The organism is Streptosporangium jomthongense, assembly GCF_042650425.1.
Lineage (GTDB): Bacteria > Actinomycetota > Actinomycetes > Streptosporangiales > Streptosporangiaceae > Streptosporangium.
In genome coordinates this window covers 470,649-485,091 of sequence record NZ_JBHSBC010000012.1, presented here as the reverse complement: position 1 = coordinate 485,091, position 14,443 = coordinate 470,649, and the positions used below count along the sequence as shown (strand labels likewise).

Genomic DNA, 14,443 nt, shown 5'->3' with positions numbered 1-14,443 from the left:
GGCGCCCAATAGACTCGGCCGCACTATGGCCGTACAGATCTCGCCCAGCATCCTGTCCGCCGACTTCGCCCGCCTCGCGGAGGCGGCCGCGGCGGTGCCCAACGCCGACTGGTTGCACGTGGACGTCATGGACAACCATTTCGTGCCCAACCTGACTCTTGGCCTGCCCGTCGTCGAGTCGCTGCTCAAGGCGACCTCGACGCCGCTCGACTGCCACCTGATGATCGAGGACCCCGACCGCTGGGCACCTGCCTACGCCGAGGCGGGGGCGGGCAGCGTGACGATCCACGTGGAGGCCGCCAAGGCCCCGGTGCGCACCCTGCGGCAGATCCGCGCCGCCGGGGCCCGCGCCGGGCTCGCGCTGAACCCCGCCACGGCGGTCGAGCCGTACGAGGACCTGCTCGGCGAGGTCGACATGCTGCTGATGATGACCGTGGAGCCCGGCTTCGGCGGCCAGCGGTTCCTGGACATCGTGCTGCCCAAGATCCGCCGGGCCCGCGGGCTGATCGACGGGCACGGCGGCCAGATCTGGCTGCAGGTCGACGGCGGGGTCTCGGCCGAGACGATCGAGCGCTGCGCGGAGGCCGGGGCCGACGTGTTCGTCGCGGGCAGCGCCGTCTACGGCGCCGCCGACCCGGCCCGTGCGATCGACGAGCTGCGGTCGGCGGCGGAGAAGGCCTGACGGCCTCCAGATGTTCGAAGGCCCCGGGACGCCATTGGGCGCCCCGGGGCCTTCGAGAAGCCGCGAGAGTGCGTGGAGCGGGCGGGCTAGCCCTGCAGGGCCGGGTCGAGGATCACGCCCTCGCCGCTGACGGTCGGCTCCTCGGGGAAGTGGCAGGCGGTCAGATGCCCCTCCTTGTTGCCCTCCAGCCGGACCAGGGGCGGCTCCTCGGTCGCGCACTTGTCCTGTGCCTTCCAGCAGCGGGTGCGGAAACGGCAGCCGGACGGCGGGTCGATGGGGGAGGGCACGTCCCCGGCGAGGCGGATGCGCTCGCGGGCACCCGCCTCCGTGGTCGCCTCGGGCACCGCCGACAGCAACGCGTGGGTGTAGGGGTGCCGGGGGCGCTCGTAGAGGGAGGACCTGTCGGCTATCTCGACGATCTTGCCGAGGTACATGACCGCGACCCGCTGCGAGAAGTGCCTGACGATGGCCAGGTCGTGCGCGATGAACAGGAACGCGATCCCCAGGTCCCTCTGGAGCTGCTGGAGCAGGTTGACGACCTGCGCCTGGATCGAGACGTCAAGCGCGGAGACCGGCTCGTCGGCGATGATCAGCTTGGGGTTGAGGGCCAGCGCGCGGGCGACCCCGATGCGCTGGCGCTGACCGCCGGAGAACTCGTGCGGGAAGCGGTTGTAGTGCTCGGGGTTGAGACCGACGGTCTCCAGAAGCTCCTTGACGCGCTTCTCCCTGCCACCGGGCGGCTCGATGCCGTTGATCTCCATCGGGCCACTGATGATCGTGCCCACGGTGTGGCGGGGGTTGAGCGACGAGTACGGGTCCTGGAAGATCATCTGGATCTCGGACCTGATCGGCTTGAGCTCCTTGCGGCCTGCGTGCGTGATGTCGTGGCCCCGGTAGCGGATGGAGCCCCCGGTGGGTTCGAGCAACCGGGCGGCGAGCCGTCCCGTGGTCGACTTCCCGCAGCCGGACTCGCCGACCAGGCCGAGGGCCTCACCGGTGTGCACGGTCAGGTCGAGCCCGTCGACCGCGTGCACCTTGCCGACCTGCCGCTTGAAGATCAGCCCGCCCGTCACCGGGAAGTGCTTCTCCAGCCCGGACAGCTCCAGCAGTTCCTCGCTCACGCGTCCTCCCTCGCAGACGGCGTCCGCGAGCCGCCAAGCCCGTTCACTGGCCGTCCTTGCTTCACTTGTGGATCTCCCGCTTCTGGGCGAGGGTCAGATAGCACGCGTCGCCGTGGCCGCGGTGCGGGGACAGTTCGGGCCGCTCACCCTTGCACAGCTCGGGTCCCGCCTGGTCCATGTAGTCGCACCTGGGGTGGAACGGGCAGCCGGAGGGAACGTTGAGCAGGCTCGGCGGGGTGCCGCGGACCGGCTTGAGCGGGATGTCGACCGAGGAGCTCAGCCGCGGCATCGAGCCGAGCAGACCCCAGGTGTAGGGGTGACGCGGGGTGTCGAGGACCTCCTTGACCGTGCCGCGCTCGACGGCCCGGCCCGCGTACATCACCAGCACGTTGTGCGCGGTGTTGGCGACCACGCCCAGGTCGTGCGTGATCATGATGATGGAGGTGCCGGTCTGGTCCTGGAGCTCCTTGAGCAGGTCCAGGATCTGGGCCTGCACGGTCACGTCAAGCGCGGTGGTCGGCTCGTCGGCGATCAGCAGGTCCGGGTCGCAGACCAGGGCCATCGCGATCATCGCGCGCTGCCGCATGCCGCCGGAGAACTGGTGCGGGTAGTCGTCCACACGGGTCTTCGGCTGCGGGATGCCGACCCGGGTCAGCATCTCGATCGCGCGGGCCCTGGACTCGGACTTGCTCGCGCCGGTGTGCTTGCGGTAGACCTCGCCGATCTGCCTGCCGATCGTGTGGTACGGCGAGAGCGCGGTCAGCGGGTCCTGGAAGATCATCGCGACCTTGTTGCCGCGAAGCTTCTCCATGGTGGACCGGGAGGCGCCGATCAGCTCCTGACCGTCGAGGTGGATCTCACCGCTGATCTTGGTGGTCTCCGGGTTGTGCAGGCCGAGCACGGTCAGGTTGGTCACCGATTTGCCGGATCCCGACTCGCCCACGATCCCCAGGGTGGTGCCCTTCTCCACGTCGAAGGAGAGCCCGTCCACCGCGTGGACGAGGCCGTCCTCGGTGTGGAAGTCGACGGTCAGGTCACGGACCGACAGGAACGGGTTCGACACTTCTTCCAGCTCCTAGCTCAGCCGCACGCGGGGGTCGATGACGGCGTACAAGACGTCCACGATGATGTTGAACACGACGATGGCGCCTGCGGCCACCATCACCGTCGCCATCAGCATAGGCAGGTCCGAGCTCCAGACGGCCCTGATGGACAGCTGCCCGATTCCCTGCAGGCCGAAGGTCTGCTCGGTGATGATCGCGCCGCCGATCAGGGTGCCCAGGTCGACGCCGAGGATGGTGACGATGGTGATCAGGGTGCCGCGCAGCGCGAACCTCATCACGACCGAGCGGTTCTGCATGCCCTTGGCCCGAGCCGTCCTGACGTAGTCCTCGGAGAGCTGCTCCACCATCGTCGAACGGGTCATACGGGTGTAGTTGGCGGTGAAGATGATCGCCAGCACCACCCAGGGCAGCATCAGCCCCATCGCCCAGTCCAGCGGGTTCTCGGTGATGGGGACGTAGCGCGGCTGCCGCAGGATGTGGTTGTGGTAGACGAGGAAGTACAGCGCCAGCGTGCCGACGAAGTAGATCTGCAGCGAGGCGCCGATCAGGGAGGAGACGCTGGCGATCTTGTCCAGCGCCTTGCCCTGCCTGAGCGCCGCGACGATACCGGTCGCCACTCCGAACAGGAGGAAGACGATGGCCGCGCCGATCGTCAGCGAGACGGTCAACGGCATGCGGTCGAGGATCGTGTCCAGCACCGGGGCCTTGTTGACGAAGGAGAACCCCAGGCAGGGGGCGGCGCAGTTGCCCAGGCCCTCGTAGTCGCGGCCGACGAAGATGCCGGCGACCCAGGTCAGGAACTGCACGAACAGCGGCTGGTCCAGTCCCAGGTTGTGCCGCGCCTGCTCCAGCAGCTCGGGCGGGCAGACCTTGCCGCAGGCGAGCCGGGCGGGGTCGGCTGGAACGGCGAAGAAAAGGAAGAACGTGCACGCGGCGATGATCAGCAGGGTGACCACGGCGCCGAGGGTGCGGCGAGTGATGAATCGAAACATGGCCCGTTTCCCGACGGTTGCTGGGAGACCGCCGCGGGGGCCGTGAAGCCCCCGCGGGCCGTGGCCCCGCCTGTCAGCGGGGCCACGGCCTTTGCCGTCTCTACGGCTTCACGAAGATGGTGTCCGGCTGAACGATCCACTGCTGCGGGTCGATCTCGGCACCGCCCACCTTGGAACCGTGGAGCATGGTGGCGATCCGGTTCTCCGCGACGACCAGCGGGGTGATCGTCTCCTGGATCTTCTTGTCGAGCGCCATCCACGCGGCGTTGGCCGCGTCGATGTCCGTCATGGCGGTGATCTTGTCCATCTCGGCGGTGAGCGCCGGGTCCTTCAGGTGCGAGTAGTTGGGCGCACCCTCGGCGACCGGGCCGAAGATGATCGGGAGCACCGTGGAGCCGGACGGCCAGTCGGCGCCCCAGCCGCCCCAGTACATGTCGAACTGGTTGCCGAGCTTGCCGATCGAGTCGTAGTAGGTCTTGCGGTCGAGCGGCTTGGCCACGACGTTGATGCCGGCCTTCGCCAGGGCGCTCTTGATCGCGACGGTCACCTGCTCCTGGACCGGCGTCTGGTTGTAGGCGTAGACGATGGTCGGCGTCGGGGTGCTGGTCTGAGCCAGCAGCTCCTTGGCCTTCTCGACGTCACCCTCGGGCTTGGTCTCCTTGTTGAACAGGTCGTAGGACTGGTAGCCGACCGTGGTGTTCTCGTTGAGAATCGTGGTCGGCAGCGCCGCGGCGGCCGGGCCGCCCATGACCTGCTGGATCTGCTTGGACGGCCAGGCGTAGTTGATGGCCTGACGGACCTTGGGGTCCTTCACCCGGTCAAGGTTGAAGTAGTAGTAGTTGCCGTACGGCGAGGGGCTGTTCATCCGGCGGGAGGCCAGGTTGGGGTCGCTCAGCACCTGCTGCAGACGCTCCGGCGGCGTCGAGGCGTAGAAGGTGAAGGCGGTCTGGTCGGCGCCGGAGTCCGCCACGAGGCGGTCGGTCACCTGCAGGGCCTCGAAGCCGAACTCAAGGTGCCACTTGTCCGGGTAGGCGCCGCGGATCGGGTCGGTCGCCGGGTCCCAGTTCGGGTTGCGCTCAAGGTCCATGGTCTTGTCGACCACGTGCGACTTGATGATGTACGGCCCGCTGGAGACGGGCTCCTTGTCGTACTGCTCCTTGGTGTCCTTGGCCTTGGGCACGATGCCGTAACCGGCCATGGCGAAGGCGTAGGCCGCGTCGGCGTGCGGCGTCTTGAACTTGTAGATGATCGTCTTGTCGTCCGGCGTCTCGATCGCGTCGAGTTCCTTGCCGTCGTACGGGCCGGGGTAGGCCTTCTTGAAGTCGACGTCGGTCAGCCACTGCTGGATGTAGGTGGGGCCCTGGGTGACGAACGGCGCGAAGGTCCGCTCCATGCTCCACTTGACGTCCGCGGAGGTGATCGGCGTGCCGTCCTGCCACTTCACGCCGTCCTTCAGCGTGAACTTCCAGGTCTTGCCGCCGTCGGACTGGGTGCCGGTGTCGGTGGCCAGGTCGCCGACCAGCTTGAACTCGCCCTTGGCGACGCGCTTGTAGCCGGTCAGGGTGCGGGAGATCAGCCGGGCGAAGTTCGCCTCGGTGTTGACGTAGATCTGCGCGGGGTCGAGGTGGGAGAAGTCGTCACGGTCGATCATCGTGACCGTTCCGCCCTTGACGACGCCCTCCGGCGGGATCGCGGGGCCCTTGGAGTCCTCCGCGGTGCCCTGGGTGATGACCGCGGGCTTGTAGGCGGCGGCGGGGGCCGAGGAGGCACCGTTGGAGCTGCCGGACGGCTGGGCGGCCGGAGCCCCCTGGTTGCCCTCGGCGCAGGCGCTGGTGACGGCCAGCACACCGATGGCCAGGACGGCCACGGCTGACCGCTTTCTGACTGTCATCTCTCTCCTATCTGTTCAGCGCTTGAGCTGGGGCTAGCGCTTGAGCTTGGGGTCGAAGGCGTCGCGGACGGAGTCGCCGAGAAGGTTGAAGGCGATCACGAAGATCACCAGCGCGACGCCCGGGAAGATCAGGTACGTGATGTCGTTCTGGTAGACCTCGGTACCGCGCCGGAACATCCTGCCCCAGTCGGGGATCGGCTCGATCATGCCGACGCCGAGGAAGGACAGGGCGGCCTCCGAGGTGACCAGCGCGGGCAGCAGCAGCGTCGCCTGGATCAGGATCGGCGTCCACAGGTTGGGCAGCAGTTCCTTGAACACGATCCGCGCGGGGGAGGCGCCGGTCACCCGGGCGGCCTCGATGAACTCGCGTTCGCGGAGCGTGAGGACCTGGCCGCGCAACAGGCGGGCCAGACCGGCCCAGCCGAACAACGTCAGCACGAGCACCAGCGTCACGGCGCGCAGCCAGACCGGCGTCTCCTGGTCGGGACTGACGAAGAGGTTCTCCACCACGGGCATGAACGCGATGATGAACAGCACCGAGGGGAAGGACAGCACCGTGTCGATCACGCGGCCGATGACGTAGTCCGTCTTGCCGCCGGAGTATCCGGCCACGATGCCGATCACGATGCCGATCAGCGTGGTGAGGATCGTCGTGATGAGCGCGATCAGCAGCGAGGTCCTGATTCCGTAGACCAGCTGGGTGAACACGTCACGGCCGAGGTTCGGCTCGATGCCGAACCAGAACTCCGAGCTGATGCCGCCGTTCGGGGCGATCGGATAGCCGAAGTCATTGAGCAGGCCCGGGGTGTCCTGGCCGTAGAGGGTGTACGGGTCCTTGCCGTACAGCCAGGAGATCACCGGTGCGAGTATCGCCACCAGGATGAAGAAAATCACCACGATGGCCGAGGCGACCCCGGTCCGGTCACGGCGGAAGCGGAGCCACATCAGCTGCCCTGGTGAGCGGCCCACCGTTTCCGGTGCCTTCACCACGGGCGCCTCATCGGCGGTGGTCGCGGCAGGTGCAGGGATGGTCATCGTGCGGGAGCCCCCAACGAGCATGACTGAGCGGGATCTGGGGGAACCATTGCAAAACAGTCAGGGGCAAATCAATGGCCTAGCTGTTACTTGTTTTTTTGTTGTGCAATATAGATCAGGTTGTGGCTGCAATTCCATTGACCTGGGTGGGGGGTCGGATGGAATGATGAGATTCCCCACCGTCTCTTATTCACGGATTTGTGACATACCTATGACACGACCATGACGGTCTGTGTGGTCGTCGTGTCACCTCTCGTCGTGTGGTGTCCGCAGGTGGGGCGGAAGGCGGTCCGGCCGCCGGGTGAGTGCGTGAACGCGTGTTGACTACGGGTGACCCGTCCGGGTCCCGCTCGGCCCCCTGTGGCCCCGCGCCCCCTTCGTCCCTGTTCCCTTCGTACCACCGTGCCCGGCCCGGGCGCGAGGGTGCGCGGCGTGCCTCTCCCCGATGTCCGGTTGTTCCATCTGGTGGGAGGGGGACACGTCATCTTTTGCCGGACGTGGCACACTGGAGGGAGAGCAGCGTGCTCCGGGGTCGGTGAAATTCCGAGCCGGCGGTTACAGTCCGCGACCCGTCCGAAGCCATCGGCCGGTTGACCTGGTGAAACTCCAGGACCGACGGTCAAAGTCCGGATGGGAGGAAGCGCGCGGGCGGCAGGGACGTCCCTTGGCGGGGCGCCTCGCCGCCAATGGGTGTACGTGCCTGTGATCCCCCGGGGCCCGCCGTGGCAGAAAGCTACCGGCGAGTAGGAGTCCCGGATGTGTGGTCGGGCGCACCCGCGTCAGCCGACCGGCCTGCCCGCGCGTGGTCGCGGCGCCGCCGGTCCCCTCTTCCGTCTCGCCCGCCGTGTCCCCGCGATCTCCACGGCCTCTCCCGGTGAGCCCGTACGGCCTGGCCGGCTTCCACGTGCCCACGTCCTGGGAAACGCCCGCCGTACCGGCTCCCCGGTCCCGGCGGGCCCCGTGAGGCCAGGAAGACGGGCGGCCCCGCGCGGGTTCACTCCCGATGTCATCTACGCACGCCCTGCGAAGGAGCTGTGAATGTTCACCGGAATCGTTGAGGAACTCGGCGAGATCGCGGAGATCGAGACGCTGCGCGACGCCGCCAGGCTGTCGATCCGCGGCGGGGTCGTCACCGGCGACGCCGGGCACGGCGACTCGATCGCCGTCAACGGGGTCTGCCTGACGGTGGTCGACGTCGAGGGGGAGGTCTTCACCGCCGACGTGATGAAGGAGACCCTGGACCGCAGCAGCCTGGGGGCCCTGCGCCCCGGCTCCAGGGTCAACCTGGAGCGCGCGGTCCGCGCCGACCAGCGCCTCGGCGGCCACATCGTGCAGGGCCACGTGGACGGTACCGGCGTGCTGCTCGCGCGTGAGCCGGACGAGCACTGGGAGGTCGTGCGGATCTCCCTGCCCGCCGCGCTGAACCGCTACGTGGTGGAGAAGGGCTCGATCGCCGTCGACGGGGTCAGCCTGACCGTGGTCGGCGTGGACGACGAGGGCTTCTCCGTCAGCCTCATCCCCACCACGCTGCGGCTGACCACCCTCGGCGCCAAGCAGCCGGGCGACCCGGTGAACCTCGAAGTCGACGTGATCGCCAAGCACGTGGAGCGGCTCGTCGGCGCCTACGCCCCCGGGAACGGGTCATGAACTGGGTGAACGAGGGCTTCCAGCTTCTCGGGGTCAAGGTCCTGTGGACCGACCTGGTCGGCAACGTGGCCGCGCTGGCCACCGTGCTGCTGGCGATCCGCAGATCGATATGGACCTGGCCGGTGCAGCTCACCGCCGCGGTCCTGCTGTTCGTCACCTCCCTCAGCGCCCACATCACCGGCAACGCCCTCAAACAGCTCATGTTCGGCGGCCTGGCCGTCTACGGCTGGTGGCGCTGGACCCGCGGCACCCGGGCGGGCCAGGGCCTGGCCGTACGGCCCGCGACCGGCTGGGAACGGCTGGCGATGGCCGCCACGATGCTGCTGGGCACGGCCGTCGTCGGCGTGCTGTTCTTCGTGACCAAGCTCTCCTGGGGCGCGCTGGTGCCGCCGCCGAGGGGCTATCTGCTGGTCGCGGCGGACGCCTACATCTTCGTCGGCAGCGCCGTCGCCACCTGGGCCCAGGGGCGCGCGCTGGTGGACTTCTGGATCATCTGGGTGGCCGTGGACCTGGTCGGCGTGCCACTGGCCTTCAGCTCGGGTCTCGTCGTCTCGGGGGCCGTCTACGGGGTCTTCTTCGTCCTTGTCCTCATCGGACTCTTCAACTGGCTCAAGGAGTACCGGTCCAGGACCGTGCTCGTCCCCAAGGAGGCTGTGTGACCGAGCTTGACCCCATAGAGCGGGCGATCGCCGACATTCGCGAGGGCAGGCCCGTCGTGGTGGTCGACGACGAGAACCGTGAGAACGAGGGTGACATCATCTTCGCCTCGGCCAAGGCGACACCGGAGCTGCTGGCCTTCACCATCAGGCACACCAGCGGCGTGATCTGCGTCTCGCTGCCCGGTGAGGACCTCGACCGGCTCGGCCTGCCGTTGATGGTGCACGAGAACAGGGAACGCCTGCGCACCGCCTACACGATCAGCGTCGACGCCCGCGACGGGGTGACCACCGGCATCTCCGCCTCCGACCGCGCCAGGACGATCCGCACCCTGTGCGACTCGGCCACCGAGCCCGACGATCTGGTACGGCCCGGCCACGTCTTCCCACTGCGCTACCGCGAGGGCGGCGTGCTGGTCAGGCGCGGCCACACCGAGGCGGCCGTGGACCTGGCCAGGCTGGCGGGGTTGCGGCCCTCCGGAGCCCTCGCCGAGGTCGTCAACGACGACGGGACCATGAAGCGGCTGCCCGAGCTGCGCGAGTTCTGCGACGAGCACGACCTGGCGCTGGTCTCCATCGAGCAGCTGGTCGAGTTCCGGCGCCGCACGGAACGGATGGTGAGCAGGGTCGCGGAGACCCGCCTGCCCAACGCGTACGGGATGTGGCGCGCCTACGGCTACGCCAGCGCCCTGGACGGCGGCGAGCACGTCGCCCTGGTCTACGGCGATCTGGAGGACGGGGAGAACATCCTGGTCAGGGCGCACTCCGAGTGCCTGACCGGGGACGTGTTCGGCTCCCTGCGGTGTGACTGCGGGGTCCAGCTCGACCACGCGATGTCGGAGATCGCCGCCGAGGGCCGTGGTGTCGTGGTGTACCTGCGCGGGCACGAGGGCCGTGGCATCGGGCTGCTGGCCAAGCTGCGGGCCTACGGCCTGCAGGACGCGGGCAGCGACACCGTGGACGCCAACCTGGAGCTCGGCCTGCCGGTCGACGCCAGGGAGTTCTCCAACGCCGGCCAGATCCTCGCCGACCTGGGGGTGAAGTCGGTCAGGCTGCTGACGAACAACCCCGCCAAGCTGCGGGGCATGGACGGCTACGGGGTCAAGGTCCTCGGCCGTGAGCCGATGCCCGTGGCGATGAACCCCCACAACGAGAGGTACCTGACGGCCAAGCGCGACCGTCTGGGCCACGAGATCAACAAGGAGAACGTATGAGCGGCGCGGGACGTCCCCAGGCCGAGGCCGTCGAAGCGGCCGGGCTGACCGTCGGCATCGTGGCCGCCCGCTGGCACGAGAAGATCACCGATCAGCTCGTGGCGCGGGCGGTGCTGGCCAGCGCGGACAGCGGGGCGAGCGCGACGGTGATCCGCGTCGCCGGGTCCCTGGAGATCCCGGTCGTCGCCCAGGCGCTGGCCAGGCGCTGCGACGCCGTGGTCGCCCTGGGCGCGGTGATCCGCGGGGAGACCGCCCACTTCGACTACGTCTGCGAGTCGGTCACCTCGGGGCTCACCCGTGTCTCGCTCGACGAGGGAACGCCGGTCGGCAACGGGGTGCTGACGTGTGACTCCCTCGACCAGGCCCTCGACCGCTCCGGACTGCCCGGCAGCCACGAGGACAAGGGCTACGAGGCCACCGTCGCGGCCCTGGAGACGGCGCTGCTGCTGCGGGACCTCAGGGACGCCTGAGGTCCCCGAGCGTCTTGGACGCGGGGCCGGCCGGGGCGTGCGGTAGGTTTCCTATCGCCGTGACCGGTGCTTTTCCCGAAGGAACGTGATCTCCAGGTGAGTCAAGAGAACGTCTCGCCCCCCGAGCTGCCCGTCGTGTGGCGGCCGAGGAAGGGACGCGTCGTGGCGTACGGCTTCGCCGGTTTGATCATCGTTGGAGCCGTGGTCCTGGCGATCCTCCTGCCGCCGCCGTTCACCGTGGTCGACAAGGTCGCGATGGTGGTGCTCGGCGCCGCCGTCGCCGGGGTGCTGCACCTGCTCGGCCGCTGCCGGGTCGAGGCGGACGAGACGGGCGTCACCCTGGTCAACGCGCTGCGGGTGCACCGCTACGAGTGGCCGGAGGTGCTCGCGGTGACGCTGACCGACAGCGAGCCCTGGGCGAAGATCGACTTCACCGACGGCGCGACGATCGGCGCCATGGGGCTGCAGGGCTCGGAGAAGGAACGGACCGTCCAGCAGGTCCGTCAGCTCGCCGCGCTCATCAGGGAACGCGGCGAGGCCAGGGACGAGGGCGGCAACGGCGGACGGGCTGGGGACGACGACTGAGGCCCGGCCTGCGCGGCCGGGCCGGAGACGACGCCGGGCGTCTCAGGTCTCCTCGGCGAAACGCTCGGCCATACCCGTCTCGCCCGCGACCAGCAGAACCGTGTTCCCGTGGATGGCCGTGTCGGAGGTGGCGTAGGTGAACCTGCCGCCGGGGCTCTTGATCCCGACCACGGTCACGCCGTACTTCGTGCGGATGCCCAGCTCGCCCAGCGTCCTGCCAACCGCCCAGCCCGGCGCCTTGGTCTTGACCAGGGCGTAGCCCTCGTCGATCTCGACGTAGTCGAGCATCCGCCCGGTCACCAGGTGCGCGACCCGCTCTCCCATGTCGTACTCGGGCTGCACCACGTGGTGCGCGCCGACCCGGTCCAGGATCCGGCTGTGCTGGCGGCTGATCGACTTGGCCCAGATGTCCGGCACACCGAAGTCGGCCAGGATCGAGGTGGTCAGGATGCTCGCCTCGATGTCGCCGCCGATGCCGACCACGACCCTGCCGAACTCCTCGACGCCCAGCTGGGTCAGCGCGTCCGGGTCGGTCGAGTCCGCGCAGGCCACGTGCGTGAGCTGCCCGGACAGCTGCTGCACGATCTTGGGGTCGCTGTCCACGCCGAGCACCTCGACGCCGCGCTCGGCCAGTTCGAGCGCCAGCGCGCTGCCGAACCGGCCGAGGCCGATCACCGCGACTGCGTCGCCGCGGTCCTTCCTGTCAGCCAACGAGAGGGCCCTCCTCCGGATAACGGAACCTGCGGGTCTGGACGTGCAGCGCCAGCGCCGCGCCGAGTGTCACGGGCCCCAGTCTGCCGACGAACATCAGAACCGTCAGCACCAGGTGTCCCGGGGCGCCGAGATCGCCGGTTATCCCGGTGGACAGGCCGACCGTGCCGAACGCCGAGACCACCTCGAACAGCACCCGGTCGAGCTTGAACGGGGTGAGGGCCATCAGGACGAACGTGCCCAGCGCCACCGAGGCCACACTGAGCAGGGCGATGGTCAGCGCCTGGCGCTGGAGTTGCTCGGGCAGGCGGCGGCGGCCGACCGTGACGTCGGGCTCACCGCGCAGCTCGGCCAGGATGACGTAGCCGAGGAGCGCGAACGTCGTCACCTTGATGCCGCCGCCGGTGCTCGCGCTGCCCGCTCCGACGAACATCAGCACGTCGCTGATCAGCCAGGTGGTCTCGTGCATCTGCGAGACGTCCACGGAGTTCATGCCGCCGCTGCGGGTCATGGAGCTGTGGAAGAACGCCGCCATGATCCGCTGCCAGGGCGGCAGCCCGCCCAGGGTCGCGGAGTTCTCCCACTCGGTGAGGGCGACGGCCAGCGCCCCGCCGAACAGCAGGACCGCGGTCATCCCCACGGTGATCCTGGCGTGCAGCGACCAGAGCCTGGGACTGTGCCAGCTGCGGCGGAGCGCGGTGTAGACGGGGAAGCCGAGCCCCCCGACGACCACGGAGATCGCCAGCGGCAGGCAGATCCACGGGTCGTGGACGAAGCGCACGACGCCGTCCGGCCACAGGGTGAAGCCGGCGTTGGTGAAGGAGGAGACCGCGTGGAAGAGCCCCTGGTACAGGGCGCGGCCGGGCGACTCGCCGTACCCGATGAGGAAGCGGGCGGCCAGCACGGCCGTGGTCAGCGCCTCGGCGGCCAGCGTCACCTTGGCGACGCCCGCGATCAGGCGGCGCACCTCGCCGGGACCCAGGGTCCGGGTCTCGGCCTGGGCGTTGAGCCTGGCGCGCAGGCCGAGCTTGCCCGAGACGACCAGCGCCAGGATGGAGGCCATCGTCATGATCCCGAACCCGCCGATCTGCATCAGCGCCAGGATCACCAGCTCACCGAAGACCGACCAGTGCGTCGCGGTGTCCTGTACGGCCAGGCCGGTCACGCAGACCGCCGACGTCGCGGTGAAGAGCGCGGACGTCCACGACGCCGCCCGCCCGGCCTCGACCGCGACGGGCAGCGACAGCAGCGCCGAGCCCGACATGACCACGACCAGGAAGGCGGCCACGACGACCCTCGACGGCGTGTTGATCCGCCGCAGAACGTTCTTCACGAGGGGTGAGAATACGCCGGGGAGACGACCGCCACGTCCGCCCCACGTGCCCTGTCCCGTCAGCGCCCCATCAGTGCCCCATCAGTGCCCCGTCGGTGCCTCGTCAGCGGCCCCCGCGGCGTAGCCTGAGGTGATGCTGAGGGGGACGGTCAAGACCTCTGACGTGGAGTCACCGGGACATCTGGGGGAACTCCTCGACCGGTGCGCCTACCTCGCGGACGAGGGGCTGGCCACGGCGGCGTTCCTGGCGCTGCGGATGGGCCGCCCGCTGCTGCTCGAAGGTGAGGCCGGGGTCGGCAAGACCGAGCTGGCCAGGACGCTCGCCACGGTGCTCGGCGCGCCGCTGATCAGGTTGCAGTGCTACGAGGGGCTCGACGGCCCCCAGGTGCTCTACGACTGGGACTTCGCCCGCCAGCTGCTGCACCTCAAGGCCGCGGAGGCGAGCGGGATCACCGACGCGGCGCGGCTTGAGGGGGAGGTCTACGACCGGCGCTTCCTGATCGCCAGGCCGTTGCTCAAGGCGGTGGAGACCCAGCCGAGCGTGCTGCTCGTCGACGAGGTCGACCGGGCCGACGTGGAGTTCGAGGCGATCCTGCTTGAGGTGCTGTCCGACTTCGCGATCTCCATCCCCGAGCTCGGCACGGTCCGGGCGCAGAGCCCGCCGGTCGTCGTGCTGACCTCCAACCGCACCCGCGAGCTGCACGACGCGCTGAGACGCCGCTGCCTCTACCACTGGCTCGAACACCCCTCCTTCGAGCGGGAGGTGACGATCCTGCTGCGCAGACTCCCGGGCTGCTCCAGGGCCCTGGCCGAGCAGGTGGCCGGGGCCGCGGGGCGGCTGCGCGAGGCCGGTCTGGTCAAGCCGCCGGGCGTCGCCGAGAGCCTCGACTGGGCCGAGGCACTGCTGACCCTGGGCGCCAGGGAGCTGGACCCCGGCCTGGCCGCGGCGACGCTGGGTGCCCTGCTCAAGCACCGCGAGGACCACGAGACGGTCCTCGGGAACGGATTCTTCGATGTCTCCCGTGGCTGAGGGCCCCCTGGA

At 69.2% G+C, this 14,443-nt stretch carries 14 protein-coding genes and 1 riboswitch; of the genes, 7 read left to right on the top strand and 7 right to left on the bottom strand.

Translation table 11 applies throughout. The annotated features are described in order from the left end of the window. The first annotated feature begins 25 nt into the window (after positions 1-25). Positions 26-682, top strand: a complete 657-nt coding sequence (gene rpe, locus ACFOYY_RS13900) for a ribulose-phosphate 3-epimerase (RefSeq protein ID WP_352008965.1) — start codon at positions 26-28, stop codon at positions 680-682. Positions 683-768: 86 nt separating this feature from the next. On the opposite strand, the gene ACFOYY_RS13895 is transcribed toward rpe, so the two are convergent. The 5 genes from ACFOYY_RS13895 to ACFOYY_RS13875 all read right to left on the bottom strand — a co-directional run bounded on the left by ACFOYY_RS13895 (position 769) and on the right by ACFOYY_RS13875 (position 6,737). Beyond that, positions 769-1,803 (bottom strand): ABC transporter ATP-binding protein, encoded by a 1,035-nt coding sequence (locus ACFOYY_RS13895; protein ID WP_352008966.1) that lies wholly within the window; start codon positions 1,801-1,803, stop codon positions 769-771. A 61-nt stretch (positions 1,804-1,864) separates the two neighbouring features. Beyond that, a complete protein-coding gene (locus tag ACFOYY_RS13890; RefSeq protein ID WP_352008967.1) occupies positions 1,865-2,866 on the bottom strand; it encodes an ABC transporter ATP-binding protein in 1,002 nt (333 codons plus the stop codon). A 12-nt stretch (positions 2,867-2,878) separates the two neighbouring features. Next, positions 2,879-3,859 (bottom strand): ABC transporter permease, encoded by a 981-nt coding sequence (locus tag ACFOYY_RS13885; protein ID WP_352008968.1) that lies wholly within the window; start codon positions 3,857-3,859, stop codon positions 2,879-2,881. 100 nt (positions 3,860-3,959) lie between these two features. Beyond that, positions 3,960-5,750 (bottom strand): ABC transporter substrate-binding protein, encoded by a 1,791-nt coding sequence (locus ACFOYY_RS13880; protein WP_386189980.1) that lies wholly within the window; start codon positions 5,748-5,750, stop codon positions 3,960-3,962. 33 nt (positions 5,751-5,783) lie between these two features. After that, positions 5,784-6,737: an ABC transporter permease gene (locus ACFOYY_RS13875; RefSeq protein WP_362778594.1), complete on the bottom strand. Its 954-nt coding sequence runs from the start codon at positions 6,735-6,737 to the stop codon at positions 5,784-5,786. A 565-nt stretch (positions 6,738-7,302) separates the two neighbouring features. Next, positions 7,303-7,433, top strand: a riboswitch (FMN riboswitch). A gap of 390 nt (positions 7,434-7,823) precedes the next feature. Here ACFOYY_RS13875 and ACFOYY_RS13870 point away from each other — a divergent pair. The 5 genes from ACFOYY_RS13870 to ACFOYY_RS13850 all read left to right on the top strand — a co-directional run bounded on the left by ACFOYY_RS13870 (position 7,824) and on the right by ACFOYY_RS13850 (position 11,357). Further along, entirely contained in the window at positions 7,824-8,432 is a 609-nt protein-coding gene (locus ACFOYY_RS13870) for a riboflavin synthase (RefSeq protein ID WP_352008971.1), read from the top strand. Continuing rightward, positions 8,429-9,091 carry a nicotinamide mononucleotide transporter family protein gene (locus tag ACFOYY_RS13865; RefSeq protein ID WP_352008972.1) on the top strand — a complete coding sequence of 221 codons (663 nt, stop codon included), beginning with the start codon at positions 8,429-8,431 and terminating at the stop codon, positions 9,089-9,091. The genes ACFOYY_RS13870 and ACFOYY_RS13865 overlap by 4 nt, the downstream gene beginning before the upstream one ends. Then, positions 9,088-10,302, top strand: coding sequence for a bifunctional 3,4-dihydroxy-2-butanone-4-phosphate synthase/GTP cyclohydrolase II (locus ACFOYY_RS13860; protein WP_352008973.1), 1,215 nt, complete (start codon positions 9,088-9,090; stop codon positions 10,300-10,302). Before ACFOYY_RS13865 ends, ACFOYY_RS13860 begins: the two co-directional genes overlap by 4 nt. After that, positions 10,299-10,772: a 6,7-dimethyl-8-ribityllumazine synthase gene (ribH, locus tag ACFOYY_RS13855; RefSeq protein ID WP_352008974.1), complete on the top strand. Its 474-nt coding sequence runs from the start codon at positions 10,299-10,301 to the stop codon at positions 10,770-10,772. Before ACFOYY_RS13860 ends, ribH begins: the two co-directional genes overlap by 4 nt. 96 nt (positions 10,773-10,868) lie before the next feature. Further along, on the top strand, positions 10,869-11,357 hold the full coding sequence (locus ACFOYY_RS13850) for a PH domain-containing protein (RefSeq protein ID WP_352008975.1): 489 nt from the start codon (positions 10,869-10,871) through the stop codon (positions 11,355-11,357). Between the two features lie 42 nt (positions 11,358-11,399). On the opposite strand, the gene ACFOYY_RS13845 is transcribed toward ACFOYY_RS13850, so the two are convergent. Further along, entirely contained in the window at positions 11,400-12,068 is a 669-nt protein-coding gene (locus ACFOYY_RS13845; protein WP_352008976.1) for a potassium channel family protein, read from the bottom strand. Continuing rightward, on the bottom strand, positions 12,061-13,401 hold the full coding sequence (locus ACFOYY_RS13840) for a TrkH family potassium uptake protein (RefSeq protein ID WP_352008977.1): 1,341 nt from the start codon (positions 13,399-13,401) through the stop codon (positions 12,061-12,063). The genes ACFOYY_RS13845 and ACFOYY_RS13840 overlap by 8 nt, the downstream gene beginning before the upstream one ends. Positions 13,402-13,534: 133 nt before the next feature. Between ACFOYY_RS13840 and ACFOYY_RS13835 the strand changes: the two genes are divergently transcribed. Then, positions 13,535-14,431, top strand: a complete 897-nt coding sequence (locus tag ACFOYY_RS13835; RefSeq protein WP_352008978.1) for an AAA family ATPase — start codon at positions 13,535-13,537, stop codon at positions 14,429-14,431. Positions 14,432-14,443: the final 12 nt, after the last annotated feature.